The sequence below is a fragment of the Pseudomonas sp. G2-4 genome, assembly GCF_030064125.1.
Lineage (GTDB): Bacteria > Pseudomonadota > Gammaproteobacteria > Pseudomonadales > Pseudomonadaceae > Aquipseudomonas.
Genome location: NZ_CP125957.1, coordinates 147,304 through 173,367, shown reverse-complemented (window position 1 = coordinate 173,367; position 26,064 = coordinate 147,304). Strand labels below are relative to the sequence as shown.

General features: G+C 62.2%; 19 protein-coding genes and 3 pseudogenes. 5 read left to right on the top strand and 17 right to left on the bottom strand.

Features of this window, described 5'->3' with window-relative positions; all coding sequences use genetic code 11:
- Positions 1-39: 39 nt before the first annotated feature.
- Positions 40-1,200 (top strand): AAA family ATPase, encoded by a 1,161-nt coding sequence (locus tag QNH97_RS00765; protein ID WP_283555159.1) that lies wholly within the window; start codon positions 40-42, stop codon positions 1,198-1,200.
- 331 nt (positions 1,201-1,531) lie between these two features.
- Here QNH97_RS00765 and QNH97_RS00760 read toward each other — a convergent pair whose 3' ends face one another.
- From QNH97_RS00760 to QNH97_RS00735, 6 genes and pseudogenes are all read right to left on the bottom strand, one after another.
- Complete coding sequence (locus QNH97_RS00760; protein WP_003186887.1) at positions 1,532-2,314, bottom strand: MetQ/NlpA family ABC transporter substrate-binding protein; 783 nt, start codon at positions 2,312-2,314, stop codon at positions 1,532-1,534.
- A 285-nt stretch (positions 2,315-2,599) separates the two neighbouring features.
- Positions 2,600-3,535: a sigma 54-interacting transcriptional regulator gene (locus tag QNH97_RS00755; protein WP_283555158.1), complete on the bottom strand. Its 936-nt coding sequence runs from the start codon at positions 3,533-3,535 to the stop codon at positions 2,600-2,602.
- 47 nt (positions 3,536-3,582) lie between these two features.
- Positions 3,583-4,164: an alpha/beta hydrolase gene (locus QNH97_RS00750; RefSeq protein ID WP_283555157.1), complete on the bottom strand. Its 582-nt coding sequence runs from the start codon at positions 4,162-4,164 to the stop codon at positions 3,583-3,585.
- A 120-nt stretch (positions 4,165-4,284) separates the two neighbouring features.
- Positions 4,285-4,567 (bottom strand): annotated as a pseudogene (locus tag QNH97_RS00745) (type II toxin-antitoxin system RelE family toxin).
- On the bottom strand, positions 4,557-4,802 hold the full coding sequence (locus QNH97_RS00740) for a type II toxin-antitoxin system Phd/YefM family antitoxin (RefSeq protein ID WP_025211236.1): 246 nt from the start codon (positions 4,800-4,802) through the stop codon (positions 4,557-4,559). Before QNH97_RS00740 ends, QNH97_RS00745 begins: the two are co-directional and overlap by 11 nt.
- Before the next feature lie 59 nt (positions 4,803-4,861).
- On the bottom strand, positions 4,862-5,107 hold the full coding sequence (locus QNH97_RS00735) for a DUF2789 domain-containing protein (RefSeq protein WP_283555156.1): 246 nt from the start codon (positions 5,105-5,107) through the stop codon (positions 4,862-4,864).
- Positions 5,108-5,214: 107 nt separating this feature from the next.
- Between QNH97_RS00735 and QNH97_RS00730 the strand changes: the two are divergent.
- Positions 5,215-5,310 (top strand): annotated as a pseudogene (locus tag QNH97_RS00730) (slipin family protein); the annotation flags it as partial.
- Between the two features lie 133 nt (positions 5,311-5,443).
- Here QNH97_RS00730 and QNH97_RS00725 read toward each other — a convergent pair.
- Genes QNH97_RS00725 through QNH97_RS00705 form a run of 5 tightly spaced genes read right to left on the bottom strand, consistent with a single transcriptional unit; the run spans position 5,444 to position 15,944 of the window.
- Positions 5,444-6,388: a sulfotransferase family protein gene (locus QNH97_RS00725; RefSeq protein ID WP_283555155.1), complete on the bottom strand. Its 945-nt coding sequence runs from the start codon at positions 6,386-6,388 to the stop codon at positions 5,444-5,446.
- The gene (locus QNH97_RS00720; RefSeq protein WP_283555154.1) at positions 6,376-7,161 is read right to left on the bottom strand and encodes an aspartyl/asparaginyl beta-hydroxylase domain-containing protein; all 786 of its coding nucleotides are present in this window, start codon (positions 7,159-7,161) and stop codon (positions 6,376-6,378) included. Before QNH97_RS00720 ends, QNH97_RS00725 begins: the two co-directional genes overlap by 13 nt.
- 13 nt (positions 7,162-7,174) lie before the next feature.
- Complete coding sequence (locus QNH97_RS00715; RefSeq protein WP_283555153.1) at positions 7,175-8,686, bottom strand: TolC family protein; 1,512 nt, start codon at positions 8,684-8,686, stop codon at positions 7,175-7,177.
- A gap of 40 nt (positions 8,687-8,726) precedes the next feature.
- A complete protein-coding gene (locus tag QNH97_RS00710) occupies positions 8,727-15,047 on the bottom strand; it encodes an Ig-like domain-containing protein (protein ID WP_283555152.1) in 6,321 nt (2,106 codons plus the stop codon).
- Positions 15,048-15,098: 51 nt separating this feature from the next.
- Positions 15,099-15,944 carry a sulfotransferase gene (locus QNH97_RS00705; protein WP_283555151.1) on the bottom strand — a complete coding sequence of 282 codons (846 nt, stop codon included), beginning with the start codon at positions 15,942-15,944 and terminating at the stop codon, positions 15,099-15,101.
- A 305-nt stretch (positions 15,945-16,249) separates the two neighbouring features.
- Between QNH97_RS00705 and QNH97_RS00700 the strand changes: the two genes are divergently transcribed.
- Together QNH97_RS00700 and QNH97_RS00695 are read left to right on the top strand one after the other, a co-directional pair.
- Positions 16,250-16,837 carry a phage tail protein gene (locus QNH97_RS00700; RefSeq protein ID WP_283555150.1) on the top strand — a complete coding sequence of 196 codons (588 nt, stop codon included), beginning with the start codon at positions 16,250-16,252 and terminating at the stop codon, positions 16,835-16,837.
- Between the two features lie 45 nt (positions 16,838-16,882).
- Entirely contained in the window at positions 16,883-17,194 is a 312-nt protein-coding gene (locus QNH97_RS00695) for a DUF6916 family protein (RefSeq protein ID WP_283555149.1), read from the top strand.
- Between the two features lie 133 nt (positions 17,195-17,327).
- Here QNH97_RS00695 and QNH97_RS00690 read toward each other — a convergent pair whose 3' ends face one another.
- From QNH97_RS00690 to QNH97_RS00675, 4 genes are read right to left on the bottom strand one after another with little or no spacing between them, the layout of a single operon-like run.
- Positions 17,328-17,819 carry a GNAT family N-acetyltransferase gene (locus QNH97_RS00690; RefSeq protein WP_283555148.1) on the bottom strand — a complete coding sequence of 164 codons (492 nt, stop codon included), beginning with the start codon at positions 17,817-17,819 and terminating at the stop codon, positions 17,328-17,330.
- Between the two features lie 9 nt (positions 17,820-17,828).
- A complete protein-coding gene (locus QNH97_RS00685) occupies positions 17,829-19,913 on the bottom strand; it encodes a site-2 protease family protein (RefSeq protein ID WP_283555147.1) in 2,085 nt (694 codons plus the stop codon).
- 1 nt (position 19,914) lies between these two features.
- On the bottom strand, positions 19,915-21,234 hold the full coding sequence (locus QNH97_RS00680; RefSeq protein ID WP_283555146.1) for an efflux RND transporter periplasmic adaptor subunit: 1,320 nt from the start codon (positions 21,232-21,234) through the stop codon (positions 19,915-19,917).
- Positions 21,231-22,010 carry an efflux RND transporter periplasmic adaptor subunit gene (locus QNH97_RS00675; protein WP_283555145.1) on the bottom strand — a complete coding sequence of 260 codons (780 nt, stop codon included), beginning with the start codon at positions 22,008-22,010 and terminating at the stop codon, positions 21,231-21,233. Before QNH97_RS00675 ends, QNH97_RS00680 begins: the two co-directional genes overlap by 4 nt.
- Before the next feature lie 465 nt (positions 22,011-22,475).
- On the opposite strand from QNH97_RS00675, the pseudogene QNH97_RS00670 reads away from it, so the two are divergent.
- Positions 22,476-22,897 (top strand): annotated as a pseudogene (locus tag QNH97_RS00670) (NYN domain-containing protein).
- Here QNH97_RS00670 and QNH97_RS00665 read toward each other — a convergent pair.
- Positions 22,878-25,328 carry an alpha/beta fold hydrolase gene (locus tag QNH97_RS00665; protein ID WP_283555144.1) on the bottom strand — a complete coding sequence of 817 codons (2,451 nt, stop codon included), beginning with the start codon at positions 25,326-25,328 and terminating at the stop codon, positions 22,878-22,880. The pseudogene QNH97_RS00670 and the gene QNH97_RS00665 overlap by 20 nt on opposite strands.
- A complete protein-coding gene (locus QNH97_RS00660) occupies positions 25,325-25,780 on the bottom strand; it encodes a cell division protein (RefSeq protein ID WP_283555143.1) in 456 nt (151 codons plus the stop codon). The genes QNH97_RS00665 and QNH97_RS00660 overlap by 4 nt, the downstream gene beginning before the upstream one ends.
- Between the last annotated feature and the right edge of the window lie 284 nt (positions 25,781-26,064).

Genomic DNA, 26,064 nt, shown 5'->3' with positions numbered 1-26,064 from the left:
ATCAGGCAAACTACCGGCCCAGGCAGCAGGAAATCGCACATGCTCAAGACCCTCGCGGTAGCCAATTACCGCTCCATCAACAAACTGGTGATTCCCCTGGGTCGGCTGAACCTGATCACCGGCCCCAATGGCAGCGGCAAGTCCAATCTGTACCGTGCCCTGCGATTGTTGGCGGAGACGGCACAGGGCGGGGTGGTCAACGCCCTGGCCCGTGAAGGCGGACTGGACTCGACCTTCTGGGCCGGGCCGGAAGAAATCAGCCGGCGTATGCGCAACGGCGAGGTGCCTGTCCAGGGTATCGTGCGCCAGGGCAGCAAACGCTTGCGCCTGGGGTTCGCCGGGGAAGATTTCAGCTATTCGATTGCCTTGGGCCTACCAGAACCCAGTCTTTCAGCGTTTTCACTGGACCCGGAAATCAAGCGCGAATGCATCTGGGCCGGTCCGGTCTTTCGTCCTGCCAGCCTGCTGGTGGACCGCAATGGGCCGATGATCCGGGCCCGTGAAGGTCGTTCATGGGATGTATTGGCCCAGCACACGCCCAGCTTCGACAGCCTGTTCGACCAGGTCGGCAGCCTGCGCACTTCGCCAGAGGTGCTGCAAATGCGCGAGTTCATTCGCCGCTGGCGCTTCTACGACCATTTTCGCAGCGACGCCGACGCCCCAGTGCGCCAACCGCAACTGGGCACTCGCACGCCAGTGCTGCACCACGACGGGCGCGACCTGGCCGCCGCCCTGCAAACCATCCTTGAAATCGGCGACGCTGAAGCCTTGCACGCGGCCATTGGCGACGCCTTTCCCGGCGCTCGGTTGCGCATCGAGGCACTGCAAGGCGGACGCTTCGCCATCGAGTTTTATCAGCAAGGCTTGCTGCGCCCACTGTCCGCCGCCGAACTGTCGGACGGAACCCTGCGCTATCTGTTGCTGGTGGCGGCCCTGCTCACCCCTCGTCCCCCTTCGTTGATGGTGCTCAACGAACCGGAAACCAGCCTGCACCCGGATCTGTTGCCGGCCTTGGCGCGGTTGATCATCCGGGCGTCGGTCAATTGCCAGGTCTGGGTGGTGTCCCATGCCTCGCGGCTGATCGCCGCCTTGCAACAGGACGACGACTGCAATTGCATCGTCCTGGAAAAAGATCTGGGCCAGACCGGGATCGTGGGCCAGGGAATGCTGGATACGCCGGCCTGGAACTGGCCGGATTGATCGACGGTATTTGCAGAGGCTTTGTAAGAAGGCTATTTTTCCATTCGCTGTAGGACGGGTCTTTTTTTCGATAGACCTCTCCCCGGAACCGCAGCTTATGGCCAGACTCCCCGGCCCCATCACAAGGAAGATAACAATGGCTGACGTGAAAGCCCCGCAATACCTCGATCCACAAGACCTCCTCAAACTGCTTGCAGCCCTGCGCCGCGCATTAAAAAACAAGCCTGCCCGCGACACCGTCCGGTGAGCATCGGGTCTTAGGCGTCGGCACAAAAAAACGCCGACGCTGGCAAAGCCGTCGGCGTTGTAACTTCAAACCTGTACCCTTCGATCAGAACGCGGGAAGTACCGCGCCGCTGTATTTCTTCTCGATGAAGGCTTTCACTTCCGGACTGGTCAGGGCCTTGGCCAGTTTCTGCATGGCCGGGCTGTCCTTGTTGTCCGGACGGGCCACCAGGAAGTTGACGTAAGGCGAATCCGCACCTTCGATCACCAGTGCATCCTTGGCCGGGTTAAGTCCTGCTTCCAGGGCGTAGTTGGTGTTGATCATGTCCAGGTCGACCTGATCCAGCACCCGCGGCAACATGGCCGATTCCAGCTCCTTGAACTTGAAGTTCTTCGGGTTCTTGGCGATGTCTTTCGGCGTGGCCAAGGCGTTTTTCGGGTCCTTGAGCTCGATCAGGCCAGCCTTCTGCAGCAGGATCAGCGCGCGACCGCTGTTGCTGCCTTCGTTGGGAATGGCGATGGTGGCGCCGTCCTTCAGCTCGGCCAGGCTTTTGACTTTCTTCGAGTAACCGCCGAATGGTTCGACATGCACGCCGATCACGGTCACCAGGTTAGTGCCTTTACCTTCGTTGAAGCTCTTGAGGTATGGCAGGGTCTGGAAGTAGTTGGCGTCCAGGCGCTTCTGGTCAACCTGTACGTTGGGTTGAACGTAGTCGGTGAAGACCTTGATTTGCAGGTCCACGCCTTCTTTGGCCAGGGCCGGCTTGATCAGCTCGAGGATTTCAGCGTGAGGTACCGGGGTGGCCGCCACGACCAGTTTCTCCGCCGCCTGGGCCAGGCCCGAGGTCAGGGCTGCCGCCAATGCGGTGAACAACAGAACCTTTTTCATGCAGTGTCCTTATCGAAAATCACTGTCGTCTTGGATGACAGGCAAATGTGCGAGTGCCAGCGAAGTGCTATCGCTGGCGTGATGCGGACGATACCGATATTTTTTATGCCTTAACAATATCTTTTATTCAAGTTCATATTCGTTTTACTCATATAGCTGAACCGCTTTTCTGTGTGGCGAGGGAGCTTGCTCCCGCTGGGCTGCGAAGCGGCCCCAATTTTTTTGCGGTTGCTGCGCAACCGAGCGGGAGCAAGCTCCCTCGCCACAAGAGCGGGTCTGCCGTACCTATAGCGTTGAGCCCAGTCGATTGAACAGCGCCTTGAGCGCGGCGCGCTCACCTTCCGAGCCCCCTGCAATGACCTGCGCCACTTGCTGCTCGATCAGCTCCGGCACTGAAGGCTGGAGCGGCAAATTCAGATGGTCCGGCAAAATCTCATCCCCCCCACTCACCAGCAACGCAAAGTGAATGACGTTTTCCAGCTCGCGGGTATTGCCCGGCCAACTGTGCCGTTCAAGGGCCTGTTGCGCCGCTTCGCTGATCAGCGGCACAGTCAGGCCGAGGCGCTGGGTGTAGATGCCCAGGAAGTATTCGGCCAGGGACAGGATATCGCCCACTCGCTCGCGCAGGGCCGGTAATTCGAGCCGACCTTCGCTGAGGTAATAATAGAGCCGCTCGTGAAATTTCCCGGCAGCCACCGCCTGCGCCAGGTCGATGCTGGTGGCCGCGACCAGGCGTACATCCACCGGGCTGGGCTGGTGAGCGCCGACGCGGGTGACTTCATGATTTTCCAGGGCTGCCAGCAATTTGATCTGGATCGGCAGCGGCAAATCACCGATTTCATCCAGGTAAAGGGTGCCGCCATTGGCCGAGCCAAACCAGCCCGCCCGGCTACTGGCCGAGCCGCTGTAGCTGCCAGCGGCATAACCGAACAGTTCGGCGTCAGCATAGGTCGGGCTGATGGCGCCGCAATTGACCGAGACAAACAGCCCAGCGCGATCACTTTCGCGATGGATGTGCCGGGCAAGCAGTTCCTTGCCAGTACCGGTTTCACCGCGTATCAGCACCGAGACCGAGCGGGGTGCCAACTGCTCCAACTCTTGGCGCAACTGTCGCGAACGCGGGTCGACGAACACCAGCGCCTTGGCACGAATGCTCAGGGGGCTTTTTTCCGCATCGGGAAAGGTCAGCAACGGCTGACCGAAGGTTTCATGCAAGCTCATGGCAGACTCCCGCCCCCAACCGTCGGGAGACGGGAGGGCGTTAAAATTCAGGCGCGACGCAGGGCGTGGTGCTCCATGCGACTTTGCAGACGATAGAGATAAGCGAACCCCTGCTCCCAGCGCTGGTGACCGGACTTCACATTGATATGCCCCGCCCCGGCCAGAATCCCGGCCTCGGCGCCCCAGTTGCGCGCCAGCTCCAGAGCACGCGGAGCGCTCACCGCAGCGTCGTTGTCCGAGCTGACGATCTGGCTGGGGAACGGCAACAGATCGGTGGGAATCGGCGCAAAATTGCGCAGCGCCGGGGCGCAGGCCGGCCGTTCCACATCCGCCGGCGCCACCAGCAACGCCCCGCGCACCTGGCGCAGAAACTGCACCGGCGCAGTGGCGGCCCAATGGGCAACCGTGATGCAACCCAGGCTATGGGCAATGAGAATGACCGGCGTACTGTCGGCAGCTATGGCTTCGGCCAACGCCGCGACCCAGTCTTCACGCCGGGGCGTCAACCAGTCGGCCTGCTCGACCCGGGCGCTGTTGGGCAGGCTGTTCTGCCAGTGGGTTTGCCAATGATTTTCCGGCGATCCTTGCCAGCCCGGCACAATCAGGTAGCGAATCGATTCGTTGCGCATGGGTTGCTCTCCTGCGTGTCTGTTCCCGGACGAGTATAGGGAGGAGAGTTATATTGGTTAAGGAATAAGAAGATATTTATTAATAACTATTTGGACTAATAGGACTAGTGAGGCCATAGACTAGCGGTTTCGGGCTTTCTGATAGACCTCGCTGCGTTCACGCTTACCCACAGCAACGACCGAAACAACAAGACGATCATCGATCACTTCATAAACCAATCGGTACCCGCACGCCTTGAGTTTGATTTTGTAGCAGTCAGGTATGCCGTGCATGGGTATCAGCGGCGAGGCGAGGCGCTTCAAGTCGCTGCACCAATTTCTTTTTGAATTGCTCCCGCACGGTATGACCCAACTTGTCCCATTCCTTGCGAGCCGAGGGCAGGAATTCGAGCTTATAAGTCATCCAGACTCACCGGAATTGGTGTTTCATGACGGCGGGCGCGAACGATCTCAGCCAATTCAAGATCATCCAGACGTTCCATCATGGCTTCGAATACTTCGGCCGGTACCATATAACCCATCACCCGGTTGTGATTGAGCACCGCCACCGGACCGCCATGAGCGCCGCTCAGGACAGCCGAAGGATTTTTCTTCAATTCGGAAACACTTACAGCCATATCAGCCAGAATACTCTGCATAATCAGGTCCTCAAAAGGTACTGAATTCTGGTCTTTTTCGAAGCACGGTACAACTTCGCTCATTCGTCGCGCCCTTTCCTCAACAACACATTCAACTGATCCACCACCTCCGCCCAGTCAGCGTCCTCAAGGATTTCTTCGCGGAGTAATTGCTGCTGGGCGTTGTTCCAGAAAAACGCATCCGCCAGATGCAGTTTGGGCTTGAGGGGTGAATGGGTGGCGATGAATTGGTCGATGCTGATGGCGTCGTCCGGCAGGCCTAGCTGTTTAAACAGCGCGGGAAGGCTGTGGATCGGGGATTCCATACGAGGCTCCTGAGCATAGAAAGATGGCTGGGACGTTCCCGCAGTCTAGTCCCTTGATGACCGTCAGACTGATCAAAATTCAATCAATCCATGACTCGACTACCCAGCAGCTGCGCTACCTACAGGCTGGGAACAAAAGCGCCACCATCGTCCTCCCTTTGCCGATCGAGTTGCTCAAGGGGATGGCGGAGTTGTCTCCCAGGTTAGGCAAGGCACAAACGTTGCCCCTGTGGCGAGGGAGCTTGCTCCCGCTGGGCTGCGCAGCGGCCCCAAGATCTTGCGGTCGCTGCGCAACCGAGCGGGAGCAAGCTCCCTCGCCACAGAACACTCCTTAACTCAAGACTTTCGCAGACACTCGAGGGCCTCATAAGGCCCCTGCGCCCAATGCATCACCCGCCCACGCAACAACGGCGAAGCCTCGCGGCGCTTGTCCTCGCTATCGCCGGCAAACACCTGCATCGGTTGCTTGGAATGCTGGCCCACCGCCGCAAACACTTGCCGGCATTGCGCGTCATCCAACCGGAAAAACACCGCCAGCCTTCCCGCCATCGCCTCGGGCAGTTCGGTGTAGTTGACCGCCATTCCAGCAAACGCCTGGCAGTGTTCCAGGCCCTTCGCCAACAACCGTCCGACTCGGCGCGAGATGAAATCCTCCTGGCTGCTGAACGGCAAACCTTCGTCCAGCACGCTCGCGCCAATCATCCCCGGCACCATGTGCATGCCGGGACGGCGCAGGTGGGAGACGGCGATTTCCAAAGGGTCGCGGTACACGAACAGCCACGGCGTGTCGGGAAAGCAGGCTCGCAGCAGCGGCAGCTCACCGATGTTCCAGGCGTCGAGCTTGACCACCAAGCGCCGCTCCACACCGCCGCGACGTTGCCCATAGGCCGACAACAAACCCTTGAGCGCCACGCAGCGTTCGGCATGCGCCATGTCACCGCGCAACAGAGTGTCCAGCGGTGGCGGTTCGGAGATGACGATGTGGTCAGCCAGTTGTGCAAGCATCTGGCTGACCAATGTCGAGCCGCAACGGGAGGCATGGAAAATGAACGCACTGGGCGCCAGGCCCGGGCTCTGTTGCTGCCACCGCCCGAGCTCGCGCAAGGGCGTCTGGCGGCGGAACACCTGATTGAAAGGCAAGCGCAGGGCGTCTTCTACGGCATCGTTGAAGAACGGTTGCGACAACGCTGCGTCACCGAACCAGCACCAATCGACCCACCACTGCCCGGCCTCTTGCCAGACGCGGATCGGCAACCAGCCGTCCAGGTTCAAGCCTTCCATTGGTCACGCCACTGCCGGCGACCGTTGCGCATCGCCGCCCGTATTGCTTCCTCGGTGAAGTGCAGGCCTTGTTCAACGCCCAACGCGATTGCACTTTCAATGAAAGCGTCCAAGTCATGCAGGCTCTGCAACGTGCGGGCGAGTTGCGGATCAGTTTCCACGCACTGCTGAAAACGGCCGAAGTCGCTTTGTCCAACACCAGCAGCCGGCGTGGTGGGCAGCCCATCGGTAATCTGCTGTTCCAACCACGGCCCCGGGCGGCAATCGAGCACCAGATGAACTCTCGACTCGGCACTGCGGTTATCGACACGATGCGGCCGCGACAAGTCGAGAAACCAGCACTCGCCCGCCGTCATCGGAATGCGCTCCCCCTCCAGCCAGAAATCCACTTGCGGCGGGCTGAGCAACGGAATGTGCAGGCGCAGGTCGGCGTCCGGCCCGCCCAGATCATAGTCGCGATGCTCGTGAATGCACCCGCCGGGCCCCAGCCGAAGCAGCCGGGCCGAAACGATGTCCAGGGGCCAATCACCCAACGCCTGGCGCCAACGGCCATCCGCTGCCCAAGGCGCGCGCGGCACAGGCAGACCACGCCCGGGAGACAATTCGGTCAAGGCGTCGGCCGCCGAGATCAGCGCCACGCCGCTCCAGTCGCCACTGTAATAGGCACTGTTGAAATGCCCTTGCCAACGCTCGTCTTCAATCGCGGCCAGTGCCTGCAACAGCAACGGCAGGTTCGCCGTCACCGGCAGCCGGGAAAACGCCGGGCGCGTCATGCTGGCGCGCCTGTTATGGGGTCACCGCAGCCGTCGAGACTGCAATATCGCCCTGGGCCCAGGCGGCTTCGCGGTTGGCCAATGCCGTGGCAATCGACTGCACTTCGGTCGATTGCACTTCATCGGGCAGCGGGTCGAGGCCGGCGCTGGCGAAGATCTGGCCGTAGGCGTTGCGCAAATCCGCATAGGACAGATCCCGGCGCAAATCGGCCTGCAGGGTGTTCAGTTCACCCTGGATCAGGTCCAGCTCGCCAATGCCGGCGGCCTGGTGACGGCTACGCAATTGGCCGACGATTTGCCCGTCGATGTCCGACAGTTGCTGATTGGTCTTGAACTGACGCAGCGCCTCGCGATAGTTGGCATTGGCCACGTACAACTGCGCCAGCACGGCAATCGACATCGCCTGACGCCGCGCCGCCGCCACTTCTTCACCCGCCTTGGCCACGTCGATGGCCGCCGGGGCAGAGATCACGTTGAACAGGTTCCACGTGACTTTCACGCCATAGTCCGCCCAGCCCTGCTCCACCAGGAACGAGTTGCTGTCGTAATGCCCGCCAGCGGAGAACTCCAGGCCTGGCAACAGGCGCAGCATGGCCTTGCGGGTTTCGGCAGCGGTGATGCGAGTCTGGTAATCCTGTTCGCGCAATTCCGGACGGCTGGTCAGCGCCTCCTGTTCGAGGCGGGCCAGGTCGACCTTGAGTTCCGGGATGTCGTATTCATCCCGGGTGGCCAGGGTCAAATCCGTACCCAAGGGCAGGTTGATCAGGGTCGCCAACTCGGTCTTGGCCAGGGACAGCGCCCGACGCTGTTCTTCGAGCTGGCGGGTCGCCTGGATAAGCGAGCGCTGGTAACCCAAGGCCTGCACCGGATCACCAATGCGCTGTTCGCTCATGCTCTGGCTGTTGCCACGCGCCGTCTCGACCCGGGCCATCAGGCTGTCGATCTGCTTGAGCAGACGCTCGGCGGCCATGGCGCGCCAGTACGCCGAACGCACGTCCTGGACGATGGTGTTGATCACCTTGCGCCGACGCTCCTGCACGATCAGTCGCTGGTCCCCGGCCTGCTTGGCGCTGATGTAGCTGACACCGAAGTCGAGCACGTTCCAGACCATGGTCAGGTCGGCCACTTCACGGTTGCGGTCCTGGGAGGTCGACGGCTCCAGGGATTGGGTGCCGGTTTCGACACTCTCGCTGCTGGAGGCGCTAACGTTGTTACGGCCCACGTAACCGGCGTCCAGGGCCATGCGCGGCAGCATGTCGAAACTGGCCAGGTCCAGCTGTCGCTTGGCCAGGGCTTCTTCCATGATCTTAAGGCGGCCTTCGAGGTTGTACTTCACCGCTCGAGCCATGGCCTGGTGCAAGGTCAGCGGACCGCTGAGGGGCTCCTGATCCTTGTACATATTCTGTAGGTCGGTTCGAGCGCGCTGTTCGCTGACGCTGCGTTCGATCGGCTCGCTGGTGACGGCACATCCACTCACCACCAACGCCAGCACACTCACTGTGAATAACTTCTGACTTCTATTCATTCCCTGGATTGCCCCTGACTGCCCCAATTTCTTATGATGTTCAGGCCTGCACTTGACTGATGCCGACCTGCTGTAAAGCCATTGCCAAGCTATTGACCTGACGCTGTTCCGTGTCCTTGAGTTGTTGCAGTTGCTGGCCCAGCGTCGGTGCGCCGAACATCCCGCGCAAGCCTTGGGACGCATCGCCACCCTGCATCGATTGGCTGCCAAAGGCTTCCATCGATTCGCCGTCAGAACCGAAGTCCTGGCTGAAGAGGCTGGCCACCGTGCTGCTGCCGAACACCCCGCCATCGCCACCGCCAAAGCCCAGGAAGCCCTGGCCTGAACCATCGCCAGCCGCGTCGCTGCTGAATACTTGCGCGATATAGCTCGGCGCCAGTTCGCCACGGTTGATGAAAATGTCCCCTATCGGCCGAAGACCACCGCCCACATCCCGCTGTTCAAACAGTGGGGGAAAGCCCACCGGCGAGCCAAGATCGCCCGTCGGCGGCGTGAAGACGATCGGCTGCAACGGCACCTCGGACGGTGGAATGACCGTCACAGGGTCCGATGTGAGGAACTCCGGTGGCGGCTTCACATCGTTGGGCACCACGGTGTCGATCGCATAATTGTTGGACACCGCCACGCTGGCACCGGCATTGCCCGTCAGGTCGCTGACGTTACTGGTGTCCAGGGCAATGAAGTTGCTCGGGTCGGTGAGATTCACCGTCGGGGTGAACGTCGCGGTCCAGGTCTTGCCGCCGTCGCTGGTGGCCAGGTTGGTCAGTTCACCGTTGGTGACGCTGAGGTCCGACAGGTCAAAGTCCGCCACGGCTTCGCTGAAGGTGAAGGTCACCTGGGTCGTCTCGCCCACACTCAGGTTCGGGTCGTCGACCACAATGGTCGCGGTCGGCCGGGTGGCATCGAGTGCATAGTTGCTGGAAATCGCGATACCCACGCCGGCGTTGCCAGCGATGTCCTGCACAGTGCTGGCGTCGAGCAGGATCAGGTTGGTGGCGTCGGTCACGCCCGCCGTAGGCGTCAGGGTCGCCGTCCAGGTCAGGCCCCCATCGCTGCTGGCAAGGTTGGACAACACACCGTTGGCGACGCTGAGGTCCGACAGGTCGAAACCGGACACCGCCTCGGTGAAGCTGATGGTCACGGTGGTGCTCTGGCCGATGCCCAGCGTGGTATCGCCCACAGTGATGGTGGCGCCTGGGCGTACCGTATCGATCGCGTAATTGTTGGAGTCCACCACGCCTACACCGCTATTGCCCGAAGCGTTGACCACACCGCTGGTGTCCAGGCTGATCAGGTTGCTGGTGTCAGTGATACTGCTGGTCGGGGTGAACGTGGCCGTCCAGGTCACGCCACCATCGGTGGACGAGACATTGCTCAACGTGCCATTGCTGACCGTCAGGTCGGCATTGTCGAACCCGCTGACCGCTTCCGAGAAGGTGATGGTGACCAGCGAGGTTTCGCCCACCGTGAGTGCGTTATCCGCCACCACGACTGTGGCGGTCGGCACCCGCGTCTCAACCGCGTAATTAGCCGAATGGGTGGTGCCGGTCCCGGTGTTGCCCGCCGCGTCGCTGACCCCGGCATTGTCCAGGACGATCAGGTTGGTGGCGTCGGTCACGCCCAGGTCCGGGGTGAAGGTGGCGGTCCAGGTCAGGCCACCGTCGCTGCTGCTGACGGCGCTCAAGGTGCCGTTGGCCACACTCAGGTCGGCATTGCTGAAGCCGGTCACCGCTTCGGTGAAGGTGATGGTCACCTGGGCGGTTTCACCCGGCTTGAGCAGCGAGTCGCTCAGCACGATGGTGGCGGTTGGACGCTCGCTATCAAGGGTGTAGTTGTTGGAGTCGGTGGTGCCGGTGCCAACGTTGCCCGCCAGGTCCGCGACACCACCGTTGGCGAGGGTGATGACGTTGCTGGTGTCAGTAATGCCATCGGTCGGCGTGAAGGTTGCGGTCCAAGTGATACCGCCGTCACTGCTGCTCAGGCCGCTGAGCGTACCGTTGACGACAGTCAGGTCGGCGCCGGTGAAACCGGTTACGGCCTCATTGAAGGTGATGGTCACCAGCGAAGTCTCGCCCGCGGCAATGGCCGTGTCAGCCACGACGATGGTCGCGGTGGGGCGCACGGTGTCGACCACGTAATTGTTGGAGTCAGTGGTGCCGACACCCGCGTTGCCTGCGCCGTTGATCAAGCCGGTATTGTCCAGGGTGATCACGTTGCTGGTATCGGAAATGCTGGCGCTCGGCGTGAACGTGGCCGTCCAGGTGACGCCGCCGTCGGTGCTGCTCATGGTGCTGAGCGTGCCGTTGCTGATAGTCAGGTCCGAATTGTCGAAACCGCTGACCGCCGAGTTGAACGTCACAGTGACCAATGTCGTCTCGCCGATGCTCAGTGTGCTGTCGGCAATCACGATGGTCGCCGTCGGTACGTTGGTGTCGACCTGGTAGTTGTTGGAGTTGGTGGTGCCGGTGCCGGTATTACCCGCCGCATCGCTGACGCCGGTGTTGTTCAAGGTGATGACGTTGGACGTGTCGCTGACCCCGAGGGCCGGGGTGAAGGTGGCCGTCCAGGTGAGGCCGCCATCGCTGCTGCTGACCGCACTCAGCGTACCGTTGGCGATGCTCAGGTCCGAGTTGTCGAAGCCCGTCACCGCTTCGGAGAAGGTGATGGTCACCAGCGAAGTTTCGCCGACACTCAACGCAGTATCGGCGATCACGATGGTAGCGGTCGGGCGCTGCGTGTCGACGGCATAGTTGTTCGAATCGGTGGTGCCGCTGCCGGTATTGCCTGCGCCATCCACCACGCCTGTGTTATTGAGCGTGATCAGGTTGGTGACATCGCTGATGCCAGCGCTTGGCGTGAAGGTCGCGGTGTAGGTGATGTTGTCGCTGGTGCTCAGCCCGCTCAAGCTGCCGTTGGCGACGGTCAGGTCCGCCAGGGTGAAGCCGGTCACCGCCTCGTTGAAGGTGATGGTCACCAGCGAGGTTTCGCCCACGGCAATGGCCGTATCGGCGACCACGACGGTGGCGGTGGGCCGCGCCGTGTCGATGGCGTAGTTGTTGGAGTCGGTGGTACCGCTGCCGGCGTTGCCCGCCGAATCTGTAACGCCGGTGTTAGCCAGGGTGATCAGGTTGGTGGTGTCGCTGACGCTGGCGCTTGGGGTGAGCGTCCCGGTCCAGGTGATGCCACCGTCACCGCTGCTCATGCCGGTGATTGTACCGTTGGCGACCGTCAGGTCGGCGGTGGTAAAGCCTGTCACCGCTTCATTGAAGGTGATGGTGACCAGCGAAGTTTCGCCGATGCTCAGCGCGGTGTCGGCCACCACGATGGTGGCGGTCGGGCGCTGCGTATCGACGGCATAGTTGTTGGAACTGGTGGTGCCGGTGCCGGTGTTTCCAGCGGCATCTGCCAAGCCGGTGTTGGCCAGGATGATCAGGTTGGTGGCATCGGTGATGCTGGCGCTCGGGGTGAGCGTCGCGGTCCAGGTGATACCGCCGTCGCTGCTGCTCAGCCCGCTCAGACTGCCGTTGGCCACCGTCATGTCGGCCAGGGTGAAACCGGTCACGGCCTCGCTGAAGGTGATCGTCACCAGCGAGGTCTCACCGATGTTCAGCGCGGTATCGGCTACCACGATCGTAGCGGTCGGACGCAGCGTGTCGATGGCGTAGTTGTTCGAGTCGGTGGTGCCCGTGCCGGTGTTTCCGGACAAGTCGGCAATACCGGTATTGGTCAATGTGATCAAGTTGGTGGTGTCGCTGACGCTGGCGCTCGGGGTCAGGGTCCCGGTCCAGGTAATGCCGCCGTCGCTGCTGCTCAGCCCGGTGACCGTGCCATTGGCGACCGTCAGGTCGGCAGCGGTGAAACCGCTCACCGCTTCGTTGAAGGTGATGGTCACCAGCGACGTTTCGCCGACACGCAACGCGGTGTCGGCCACCACGATGCTGGCGGTGGGGCGCAGGGTGTCGACGGCGTAGTTGTTGGAGTTGGTGGTGCCGACGCCAGCATTGCCATTGAGGTCCGCGACCCCGGTGTTGTTCAGGGTGACGAGGTTACTGGTGTCGGTGACGGCCGCGTCTGGAGTCAGAGTCGCAGTCCAGGTAATCCCGCCATCGCTGGAACTCAGCCCGCTGAGCGAACCGTTGGCCACCGTCAGGTCGGCGGCGGTGAAGCCGCTGACAGCCTCGGAGAAGGTGATGGTCACCAGGGAGGTTTCACCGACTCTCAGGGCGGTATCGGTCACGACGATGGAAGCCGTGGGCGCCACGGTGTCGTTGACCACGTAATTGTTCGAGTCAGTGGTGCCCACGCCGGCATTGCCCGCCAGGTCCGCCACCCCGGTGTTGTTCAGGGTGATGATGTTGGTGGTATCGGCGATGTTGCTCGCCGCCGTCAGCGTACCGGTCCAGGTGATGCCGCCGTCGCCGCTGGTCAGCGTGCCAACGGTGCCGTTCTGCACAGTCAGGTCCGCCGCGGTCAACCCCGTCACCGCCTCGGAGAAGGTGATGGTCACCTGCGACGTGCCGCCGGAGTTCAGGTTGGTATTGGCCACCACGACAGTCGCGGTAGGCGGCGTTTCGTCCGGCACGTAGTTGGTGTTGATGGTGCCGCCATCGCCATAGACGTTGGCCACCGACGCCGGAGTGACACCTGCCGTGCCGGCACTCGTGCCACCAATGCCGCTGCCGCCGACGTTGCCGGCCAGGGCCGCGAAGTTGGCCGCGGTAATCAGGATCGAACCTTTGTTCCAGATAGCGCCGACGCCGACGCCACCCGCACCGCCCGGCTGATTGTAGCCTCCGCCGGCACCGCCACCACCGCCACCACCGCCCGCCCCGACGTTGTTGGAAATCACCGTGTTGCCAATGATCCGCAGGGTCGCGCCCGTGTCGTTGTAGATACCACCGACCGCTCCGCCACCGGCACCGCCGATGTCGTTATAGCCATCGCCACCGCCGCCGCCACCGATGGACAAGCCACCGCTGCTGGCCGTGCCACCGGCGGAACCGGTGCTGTAGCCAGGATAAGCGGCACCGCCCGCCCCGCCGGTAGAGGAGCCACCACGGCCGCCGATGTTGAAGAAACCACCCCCGGCGCCACCCTGGCCAGACGAGCCGTTAGAACCCGTGGAGTTGAGCGTATCGCCGCCGCGCCCGCCGGTACCGCCAGTGATCGCACCGCCGCCACCGCCGCCGCCACCGGCGTATTGCGGGGTCACACCGCCGCCGCCACCACCGCCAGAAGCGGCGTTGGCGGTGACCGTGACGTTCCTCAGGGTCAGGGTGCCGGCGTTGTAGATGCCACCGCCCTTGGACACCAGCGCATCGTCGCCGCCGTTACCGCCGTTGCCCGCTGTCATGCCCCGGGTGATCACCAGGCCATCGAGAGTGGCCGTGGTGCCAGCCGTCACGTTGATGATCTGGGTACGGTACTGCCCGTCGAGGGTGACGTCGGCCACGTTATCGTTATTGAGGTCGCCATCGATCGTGACGTTTTTGTCGACCACCAGCACCTGGGTCAGCGCGACGGTCATGCTGGCATTGAAGGTCACGATGTCGCCGTTCTGCGCAGAACCCAAGGCCGCGCGCAAGGAGCCCACGCCGGAATTGAAATTGTTGGTAGCGGTCCAAGTGGCCAGGCCCCACTGGTACTCGCTCATGGCCGTGGCCGAGAGCACGTTGGCACTTTCGATGTTGCCGGTGGCAATTTCCAACTCCCAGTCGCCGCCTAGGCCAGTGCGATCATTCGAGGCGGCCACGTCACGGCCGGTCAACTGCGCCAGGGAGTCCACCAGGCCCAGGCCACGGTCACCTTCGGCGGTGTAGCAGCCGTAGATCAGGATATCGCCACCAACGTTCATGTCCTGGCCGATTTGCGCCAGCACTTCGCTGCGCGCCTGGACGTTGTCCGCCGACAGGTAGCTGTTGCCCAGCCACAAATCACCGGCGTTGCCGTGGGCGATGATCTGCACCGAGCTGATGCCCTGGTGGGTGTCCAGGTAGTCGGCGATTTGCTGCAGGCCGTCCTTGGTGGCATCCAATTGCACCACCTGGGTCCCGGGCGCGACGCCTTCGAGCAGACTGGTGGAATCCTTGACCCGGGAATCGACGAACACCACGGTCTTGCCGGGAACGGCAGCCTGGGTAGCATCGACCTGTCCCTGTGGGGCATGGTTGTCTGAAGCATGGTCCGCCGTGGGCGTCTTGGCCGCCTCGGCAGTGGGTTGCGCGTCCGCTTGCGCGGCATCGGCCACGGTAGCAGCCACCGCGCCGTCGAATAGCATTCGCGGCTCCAGGGACATGATCATTGGCGATGCCAGGGCCTGTGCGCCCTCGGTTACCCGCGATTTGCCTTTGCTCCACCACATGACGGTCACCTGGACTCGAACTTTGAATACGTAGATGAAAAAAAACCGCAATCAGTTAATCGCGGCGTCGGTTTTCATACGAATGACATTGGCGGCGCTTGCGGACCCATCGCGCCAGAACGATAACTCGGCATACTTTTCAAACAGGTCCGGCGGCAACAGGGTGCGCCGGGCTTGCGGCGCGACCTTGGGCTTGACCTTGTGCAGGCCGGCGACACCCAGGGCCTGGTCGAAGGCGGGTGCGTCGTAGGTCAAGTGATTGAAATCGTGCTCAAACCAGGGCTCGTCGATGAAGTCGTACACCAGCCGCATGACCCGCTCAGGGGCCTGGCTCAGCAGGTCGTAGTCAACGATCAGCAGCGAATCGGCGTTCTCGCCGTAATAGGCCTCTTTGAGCGCTGTCCAGGCAAACCCCACCAGGCGGTTACGCTGGGCCAGGGTTTCGCAGCGGCTGTAGACGGTGTTGCGCTCGTCATCGTCGTTGAACAGTTTGGTGTTCTCGAACGGGTTGGCGCGGTAAAGCCGCTCCAGGCTGTCGAGCACCCAGGCGACATTGCGCACGCAAGCGATGGTCTTGGCCTTGGGGAACAGGTCCTGCAAGGCAGGCAGACGCGCGCACCATTGGCGATTGGTGTCGAAGATGACCGGTTTATCGGCTTTGTCGGCGTAGTAGGAGTCGAAGAGTCCGCGCAGCAGGCGGCGGCGCAGGTCGGTATCGATCACCGAGCCGAATTCGCTGCCGGCGCTGCATTGCTGCAGGACGCTGCTGAACAGCGTGCCGACGGGGCTGGTCATGCCGGCATGAAAGCGCGGATTCTGCAGCAAGATGGCAGAAAGCAGGGTCGAGCCTGAGCGCGGCAAGCCGGAAATAAAGTGAAACTGCGGCAATCCCTTCACCTTTTTGTAGTCCCTTTGTATCGCGAAGCGTAGCCGAGGAAACAAACGCCGCCTAGTAGTACTTTGATATCAAATTCACCGAGGTCTGTAAAAAAGATGGACGGTAGGTATCGGCCATATAACTGAATCGATTAAGCCAACCGACAACACTTTTCAACGCTTCTGGCCCGGCAAAATGAAACATCCCGGTCTACGCTCAGCCGTGCGTGACCAGGCCAGGGAACGAAGGAGTCGGCTGATCGCATCCTTGCTCGTTGTATCCGCCAGGTACCGCCAGACCAACAAACCTGAAGGATGAGGATTCTATGGAAGTATTCATCGGCACTATCCAATCGTTTGCCTTTAACTTCGCGCCCAGCAACTGGGCCCTATGCAACGGGCAGACGCTCAGCCTGTCCCAGTACCAGACCTTGTTCGCCCTGATCGGCGTGACGTACGGAGGTAACGGCCAGACCACCTTCATGCTCCCCAACCTGCAAGGTCGCCTGCCCCTGGGACAAGGTACTGGCCTGGGCCTGACTCCACGTGTCATCGGCGAAGTCTCCGGCACTGAAAACGTCACTGCGACGCTGAACAACCTACCCAACCACACTCACACGCTCGCGGGCCTCGTCGCCGCAACGACCTTGCAACTGGCGAACCCGGCCAGCAACCCGGTGAACACGCCAACGGCCACCAACTCATTCATCGGCACCTCGGGCACCGGGCCGGGCTCGGCGGCGATCTATTCCGACCAGATAGGCGCCTCACCCGTGTCGCTGCAGGGCGTGAGCACGACCATCAACGGCACGATTTCCCCCACGGGCAACGGTTTGCCAATGGAGGTCATGAACCCGTTCCTGGCGATCAACTTCAGCATCGCCCTCCAAGGTTATTTCCCATCCCGTAACTGATCACCCACCGGAGGGCCAAGGCCCTCCGGTCTTTGGAGTGTCGACATGCTGCAACAGGTTCATAGCCGCCATTTCCAACCGCTGCTGGGCCAGGCCAGCAGCTTGACCCTGCCGGACGGCAGTCAGCTGCCCGTACGCTTCGAGAACCTAGAGGAAACGCCTCGAGCGAAGATGCCGAACGCCGAACGCATGCCGTTCAGCGTGGAACTCAACAGCCTGGGAAGCACAGCGTTCGTGGACGGACTCTGTGGCCTGGAAGTGCCCGGACTGGGAAGGCTCGAAGGGGTGTTCGTATCGCGGATACCGCCCATGGGACGGGATCCGACGCTGGGCTACTTCTACATTGCATTTAACTAAAGACCGATGATCCCTTGTGGGAGCGAGCTTGCTCGCGATGGCGGAGGGTCAGCTTGCATCCATGTTGGATTTACCGCCCTCATCGCGAGCAAGCTCGCTCCCACATTGAACATGTTGGCAAGTCAGGCACTGTTCAGTTGCCCTTCGGATACCAGACCAACCGCTCCGCCGCCGGGTTGCTTTCCTGCACTTCGAAACCCAGCGCCAGGTAGTGCCGGCGCGCATGAGGGTTGCTGCTCCAGACCACGGTCGCCACTGGGCAGCGGATCTCCTGCGCGGCTTTTTGTACCCCTTGCAGCACCGCCCGACCAAAACCCTGTCCGCGCGCCTGGGGGATAAAGGCCAAGTACAGCACGCGGATTTCATTGGGTCCGAAATCAGTGCTCAAGGCGCCGATCGCGCTGCCGAGTTTTTCCACGACGTAATGCATGGCGTTGGGAAAATGCTCCCCCAACCCCTGCTCTTGCACCTGGAACTGCTGGGCAATCACCTGTTGCACCTGCTCAGGCTCGCCGTCGATCCATTGCAGATCCGGCCGCGCTGCCTGGTAAAGACTCTGCAAGAACGGACCATCGCTGACCCGCGATGGACGCACCACCAACCCCTCTGCCGCCACCGAATCCATGTTCGCTCCTTAGAAACCGCTTTCCCTGACACCCAACGCCGCCAACCGACGCCAGGCCGCCCCCAACACCGACTCGCCCTGCCCCTGCAACACCACTACGCCACGCAGCGGCTGCACCGGAGCGGACGTGTCATCAACGGCACTCAGGCGCACGCCATACTGCGCCTGCACCGGCTCCGCCCGTTGCTGCGAATCACGGCGCACGGCAATCGGCCCATGGTGGTCGGAGGTCAACGCCTGTTGCTCGACCCAGGCCGCACCGTTGGTGTCGATTTCATTCAATTGCACGGCAATCGACGGGTGCATCGGATCGTCAGCGATGAACCGTCCCGTGGCACCCGCCCCGACTCGCCACAGCTCGGCTTCGGTCAGATACCCACGCAGTCGTGAATCAGTCTGCACCACCCGGGCCAGCGGCTGTGTGGGCGATAACCAACGCCCCACCGACAATTGCGGCAGCAGGTCGCGCACCTGGCCGGCATGGGGCGCCCGCAACAACAGGCGCTCGCGCTGGGCGACCAGGCCTCGGTACTCGGCCACCGCTTCGGCCAGTTGCTGCTCAACGATGCCGGCATCGGCGGCGGTTTCGCTGCGCCCGGCCTGACGACGCATCTGCAACTGCTGGATCTCGATCTCCCGGCGCACGATGGTCAGTCGCGAAGCCGTGTCCGGCGACTCCAATTCAATCAGCACATCGCCCTGGGCCACGGTCTGGCCGTCGTGCACATTCACCTGCTTGACCCGCGCCGCCACAGGCGCATGCAGGGCGCTGGCGCGGCCGGCCTCAAGCATGGCTGGCACTTCCACGGCGCTGCGCCAGGGCAGCAACAGCGCCAACACCAACGCCAGCAAAACCAGGCCGACAAGCAGCACTCGCGGACCATGGGCCTGCTCGCGGCGGCTCCACCATTGCCGCCATTCATTCACGATGGGCATAAAAATGAACCACACCAATTCCACCATCATCAAAAAAATGCCCAGCACCTTGAAGAACAAGTGATAGACCGCCAGGGCAATCCCCAGGAACAGCGCCGCACGCCACAGCCAAGCGCCATATCCCCACACCAGCAAACGGCGACGCATCTTCGGCGACCAGGGCTCCGGCGCCGCCACACCGTAACCGAACAAGGCTTCTCGCAAACGCCAGCGACACAGGGCGAATGCACGGCCCTGAAGGTTATCCACCGCCCAGAAGTCACTGAGCAGGAAATAACCGTCAAAGCGCATGAACGGATTCAGGTTGATCAGCAGCGTGGTGATCCAGGTGGCGCTCGCCAGCATGAACGCCGCCGTGCGCGCCGGCCCGTCTGGCAGCAGCGACCAGGCCAGCAATGCGATGCACGCCAGGAGCAGCTCGGCCAAGACCCCGCCAGCACCAATCAGCAAGCGGGCCCGACGATCATTGATCCGCCAGGCATCGCTGACGTCGGTGTAAAACATCGGCAGCAGCACCATGAACGCCACGCCCATGCTTTGCACACGGCATCCGGCGCGCTTGGCCATGAAGGCATGGCCAAATTCGTGACACAGCTTGGCAAAGAACAACGCCAGCGCACCGCCGAGGCTGAACAGGTGCGGAAACGTCGCGATGAAGCGCTGCCAATCCCGCGACACCAGGAAAATCCCCAAGCCCAGGGTGAGCGGCATGCCATAGCGCAGGACGCCGGGGCCAAACCGCGCCAACCAGGGCCAGGCGCGGTTGAGAAAGGCGTCGGGGCGCCACAGTGGAATGCGAAAAAACAGGTATTGATGCAGCAGGATCTGCCACAGGCTCTGGCGCTGGGCGGCCGTCTTGAACTGATAGCTGTCGCGCTGTTGTGGGTCCATGGCACTGATCAGGTCGTGACCGCGCAAAAACCCCAGCAACTGTTCCAGTGACTCACCGTTGAGCGGCAGGCCCGGCTCACGGTTCGCAGCTTGCAGCACCTGCGCCGGATCCCCCAGGGACCAGTGCCGCAGCATGCGCATCGCTGCCGCGCCGAGCTTGAAATAGCGCCCACGCACCGGATCGGCCAGGGTCCACTGGGGCGAACCGTCCGGGTCCGGCGCCGCCGGGGACAATTGCAGGTCCGGGCGCAGGCTCGGCAGGCTCATGCTACAGGCCTACGCTCTGGCGCAGGCCGGCCAGTGGCCGCCGCAACAGGTACAACGCCAGCGGGGCACGGTCACCGAAGATCTTCGCCGTGCCCCGCAGGCCGATGCGCGGTGCTGTCGCCTCGAAACGCGCATCCAGGCGATACGCCAGTTGCCCGGCGGCGGTGGGTTGCGCTTCGTAGGCCGAACGCTCGAGCAGGGCCAGGTGTCGCTGCAGTGGATCGCTGTCGAGGAACAACGCCACCTGTGCACCAGGCTCCAGGGCAATCGCATCGCCGACCGCCAATTCAATGCGTAACTCGGCCTGGTTCGGGTCGGCAATTTCCATCAACCGCTCACCCGTCTGCACCGGCTTGCCGAGCCAACGCTCGGCATCGGCGAACACCGCAATGCCATCCCGTTCGGCGCGCACCTCGCTGCGTTTTAGCAGTTCCAAGGCATAGTTGCGCTCGGCACGTTTCTGTTCGACGCGGGCGGCCAGCAGGTCGATCTTCGAGCTCGATTCAGCATCGGCAAAGGAGCGTTGGGAATTGGCCTTGAGTTCCGCCTCGGCCACGCCCAACGCACGTTGGGCCACATCGGCCTGGGCCTTGAGACTGGTGCTTTCGAAACGCAGCAGCAGGTCACCGTTCTTGACGGCCTGGTTGGGCTTGACCAGAAATTCGGCGATCACCCCATCCAACGGCGCCGCGACGACTTGCCCGCCCAACGGCACGACTTCGGCCGGGGCCAGTACCGACTGACGCACCGGCACCAGCAACCCCAGCAACAGCAACGCCACCAGCGCAACCTGACGTTTGCGCGTCCAGCGCAGGCGCCACGGCTTGCGCGGTTGCAGAGCCAGCCAGGCGTGGCTGTAGGTGTCGCCCAATTGCGACAACAGCACTTGCTCGGCCGGGGTCCATGGCAGGTCACGGGCCAACCACAAGCCGCCAAACACCTGGCCTTGATGATCGATCAACGGCAGCCAGAACACCTGCCCGGCCGACAGGCTTCGCCAGTCCGCCCGGATGGATTCGCTCACCCCCTCGGCGGCGATCACCCGAGCCTGATTCAACACGCCCTGCTTGAACGACTGCGCCACCGCCTGTTCGACGAACGCCACAAACGGCGCGTTCGGTTCCACGGCACTGACGCCGGTCACGGCCTGGACCTTGCCGGCGATCAATAGCGCGGCGTGGCGAAAGCCGAAGAGAGCCTGGCCGTCGTTGACCAGGCTATAGCTCAATTGCGCCGGGGTACGTGCAGCGCGCGTCTGGCGTTCCAGGTCGAGGAAGCGGGCGAACACCTGCTCGGTGTTACCGGTGACCGGCGCGTTCACTTGGACTCCGCGAAACGCGCGGTACCACTCATGCCGGATAACAAGCCGCTGGAATCCGGCACGCTCGCCACCAGCAACAGGGTCTGGCTGCCCTCGTCGATGCGCGCACCCAGGCGCTTGACCGTCGCTTGCAACGGCTGGCCGGTTTCATCGGGAATAAAGGTGAAGGGCTGGCCGGGCTTGAGCCTGCTCATCCAACGCGACGGCACCAGCAGATGGATTTCCAAGGTGCGGTTGTCGACCACATCCAGCAACGGTGCGCCGGCCGCCACGCTTTCATAACGCTGGACCTTGCGCACCACCACCTGACCGTCGAAGGGTGCTATCACGCTGCAGCGCTTGACCTGAACCTGATACACCTGGGATTGGGCCTGAGCCTCGCTGAGTCGGGCCTCGGCCCGCGACACTTCAAAACGCCCCACTGACTTCAATGCCGCCAGTTGCCGGTTGTGCGCCAGCTCCTCACCGGCACCGCGGCTGGCCGCCTGGGCTGCATTGAGCTGGGCCTGATACGCCGAGCAATCGAAACGCGCCAGGGTGTCGCCCTTCTTGAACGACTCGCCCTCACTGAATGGCAACTCGACAATGCGCCCGGCCAACTCGCTGGCCAGCACGGCCTGATCCCGCGCCCGAAGCACCCCTCGCGCCTCGTTGCCGCCCGGTGCACCGGACGTGACGCTGCTCTCCAGCAAAGGATCGTCAGCGACCGGCGTTTGCGCCTGGACTCCGCACGTTACAAAGGTCAATCCCACAACCCAACTACTCAAACGTCGCATGACCGTAACTCCCTGACGGATGGGCGGAGTCTACGACAGCGGCGGGGGGCGTCAAGGGAGTTGCCGTCAGGAGTGAGAAAACTCTTGTTTCAAAAAGGTTGAAGGGGGGCCAAAAAACGTGCAGTTTTTTTCTGATATCAACGGACATCAAATCCCACAAGGGATTGGGAGCTTCCATTCGCTCGAAATGGTTTTCGGTGACGGATTTCTAGCATTGCCTTAAGAAAGACTCTATTTCGCAACAAACGCTGACAGATCAAGCAAAAAATGGGTTTGACCTTCTACCATGCATACGCTCAACACTGTTGCGCCGGTGACGAGGGAGCATCCAGCCAACGGTTGACGTTGTGACACGCTCAACTTAGGATGGCCCTACTCAACCCCGTACGCAGAGATTCAGTTCTCTGGCTGTTGGGGTGAAAAAACCGGCTTAGGCCGGTTTTTTCGTTTCTGGGGATTGAGTTTGTGCGCACCGCATTTTTTGTTGACGGCTACAACCTGTTCTATGGACTGCTCGCAGACACACCTTACAAATGGCTGGATTTGCGAAGCCTGTTGTCACACATCGCGCATATCGAAAACCCGCGCAGCACAACCGCCTCAGTTGATTACTTCACCTCCTCGGTCAAACCTTCACTGGCCACCCGTGGACCAGCGACACCGATATGACTCCCGCTTTGAGAGCCTTGCGGGAGGATTTTCCCGAAATAACCGTTGGCGTCATTCTTCCTCATCGAGCTGAGTTGAGTCGTCCGTCTCCAGGTTCGCTAAAGCAGCACGCCCACTGGATGCGCCGCGTTGTCACTTGCGACGAACTCCAATCCCACCAATTCCCCAACCGAGTGCCCACGCACAAAGCCCCCGCCATCAAGCCGGATTATTGGTAGCAACCAACCTCAGCTCCCCATCGCAATACACCACCTCACGCCCCAACCAACCCACATCCACCTGCGGCAACACCGCCGAGGGTTTGCGCAACTCACGCAGCAACGTCGAGCCATGGGACAAACGCCCACCCATGCGTGCGATCACGGCCCGGGCGCTTTGATAGTGCGCGTGGCGACCAGGGTCTAGCGTGTCTTCAAGCAGAATGTCCTCACCCAGAATCCCCTGAGCCTGCCCCGGATAAATCATGAAACCGCTGGCCTGCTCGGTGCCTTCACGACCGTCCTGCCAGAAACTGCCGTCGCGGCTGCGAATGTCCGGGTGCGGCGCAAACCAATGTGCTCGGTCAGCCGTCGGCATGGCGTGGTGCAGGCGAAAAAACATCCGCATCAGGTTGTCGCGATACCATTCGCGCACTTGCAGGTAATAACCGCGCAGACCCGGCAGGCCGGTCGAATGAGCCAGGCGAATCGCCAGGGGCCATTGCGGAAACGCCTGCAAGGGCAACTCGGTGGGGGCTGGGCGTGGCGTGGCCGGATCGGTTTCCCACGGCAGGCGATGGGGGCTGTGTTCAAGGTCGTCATAGGCGGTGGGTGGTCGCCCCAACAGGTCGCCGCCACTGCTGGCCAACGCACTGGCGATGCACAGGTTGCCTTGCACCACGAACACGTAGAAGCGGGTGAACCAGTCGGCCAATTGCAGGCCGTCGGCGGCTTGTTCGGTCAGTTCGAGCAGCTCCCGGTCGAAACGCAGCAAGCCGTGTTCGAGCGTGAGCAGATGCCCGCGAGCGATGCGTTGCATGCGCAGGAACAACGGCAGCGAACGCATCAGGCGCAACGGGCTCCAGGGCAGATGCGGCGTTGCGCCACCGACTTCGCCGGCGTAACTGCTGGCGCTGATGCCCCAGTCGGCCAATCGTGCGAGAAACAGGTCGTTGTTGATATACGAGGCGCCGCCAAACACTGCCGTGAACGGCTCGTTGTCCTGCAACACCCGGGAATCCCACCGCGCCATGATCGCCGGAATGCTCGCCGCCGCGCGGCGCTGGGCGTACTCCACCAAGGCGCTGGGTTGCGGCGGCAGGATCTCGGCGATGTTGGCGGCAGTCAGGTGACGGCGCCAGCCGTAGTCGCTGATCGGGCGGTATTGCAGCAGCCAGAGTTGGGTGCCGTCCCAGGCCCATTCAACGTCGCCAGGCACGTAGTGAAAGACCCGCAATACGCCTTGCAGAAAACGCCACAGCGCGTCGGCGGTCAGGCCATGGGCGGGCTTGAAGGTGTCGCTGCTCCACGATGAGCCGAGGCGGGACATGATCGCGCGCTCAGGGCTTACCTGACCGTCGGCCAACGACTCCAGGTGTCCCTCGACCCATTCCAGCTCGATCGACAGGTGACGCACGAACGCGATCCCGGACAGCCGTGGCGTGATGAAGCGCTGCACCACCACTTCCTCGACACCCGCCGCCGTCAACTTGGCGATGCGCGCAGGTACGTTTTGCGTCGGTTCACGCAGGAACGTGGTGCTTAGCCCCGCATTCGCCGCGTCGGCCTGGTCCTCGCCGTAGCTGGAAGAGCGCACCGCCCAGATGGCGCCGGGTTGGCCGTCGAGAAACGCCGGCAAGCGCGGGTCGTGGCAATCGTTGAGTGACAACGCCGCAGGCACCGCTTGCCCGGCCAGTTCCGCCAGGCGCAGGCGCCCACCCTTGGTGTGCGCGACGAACCCACGCTCGCCCGACTCCAGCCATGCGGCGAACTCGGCCGGCGCATCGATCCATGGGTAGTGCCCCCAACCGGGTTTCAGGCTGATGGTCAGATCGGCACGGGCAAGAATGGCGGACCAGGCCGCCGCTTGTTCGATGCCCAGCACCTTGTCCTGATCGCCCCACACCAACTCCACCGGATCAGTGATCCACTCCAACAGCGGCAACGCGGTATCCGCACGCAGTTGATCCCAGAGCGGCACAAAGGCGCGGCAGCGGGTATACCCGGCGCCCATGCGTTGGTATTGCGCGTGGGTCCAGGTCTGGCGGGAGAACTTGTCGGCAAACAGCGTCGGCTTGTTCGAAAGCAGCCAGTGAATGGTCTTGCGAATCGGCAGCGGCGACATCAAAGCCGGCAATCGTCGCTGCCACAAAAAGGCACCCACTGGCGCCAGCAACACGCTGCGGCAGAAGTGCCCTGGCTGGCGTTGCAGCGCATGCAGCACCAACAACGCACTCACCCCCACCGCCATGATCGCGCTGCCCTTAAGCGTCGCCGTCAGCAGCGCTTGCGCGTAGGCGGCCAGGTCTTCGCAAGGAGCTTGTGGGTTGCTGCCAAAACCTGGCAACTCCAGCGGCACCACGTCGTAGCGCTCAAAGTGCGGTAAGGCGTCATCCCACCAATCGGCGGCGCTACCGTTGCCGGCCAGCAGGTACATCCGGGGCTTGCTCATGGGGACGCCCGGCGATCATGGCGATAGAGCCAGAACAGCGGCGGCAATAGGGCAAGCAGCGCGAGACTGTCGAGCCACAGGTGCGACCAGACCCGGGCCTGGGCGGAAATCAGCATGTCCTGGGGCGCCCAGAGCAGAATGCCGGCGATTATCCAGGCCCAAGGCATGGCGCTCTTCAATCGATTGCCGATATGCACGAGCGCGAGCATGTACAGCGAGTAGCTTTGCAACGTGACGCCGAACAAGGCCACCCACCAGACTTGCTGCTCGCTGGCGATAGTCGGCACCGTGGCGGCGCCCCAGAAGATCTGTTCGATGTTTTGCAGGTAGCCATCGAGCAAGCCTGAATGACCTGCCCAGCTCAGCGTGAGACCGGCAAGCAGATGCATCAGGGCGGCGACATAGAGCCAAACGACCAGGGCTTGGCGAAGGGTGCTTTGAGGGACTGGCATTCCGTGTCCTGAAGGCTTGCTGGAGGGTCGCAAGTCTAATGGAAAAGGAGGTGGCTTTATCTGGCTATTTGGATTGGGTGCACTCGTACAGCCAGGTCCTAGGAGATTTCCTTCAAGTTGTAGCGATGTTGGTGAACTTGTCCGGCTTCGGGCCCGCCGCTAGTCTGGGTTTGTCACTGAAAAAACGGTGACACGGACGTGCAAGTCCGGGTAAAAGACGACGCACATCGCTGTCAGCCTTGATCAAGGCTTTTTTATGGCGGTTGTGCGTGGGAGATTTTTTC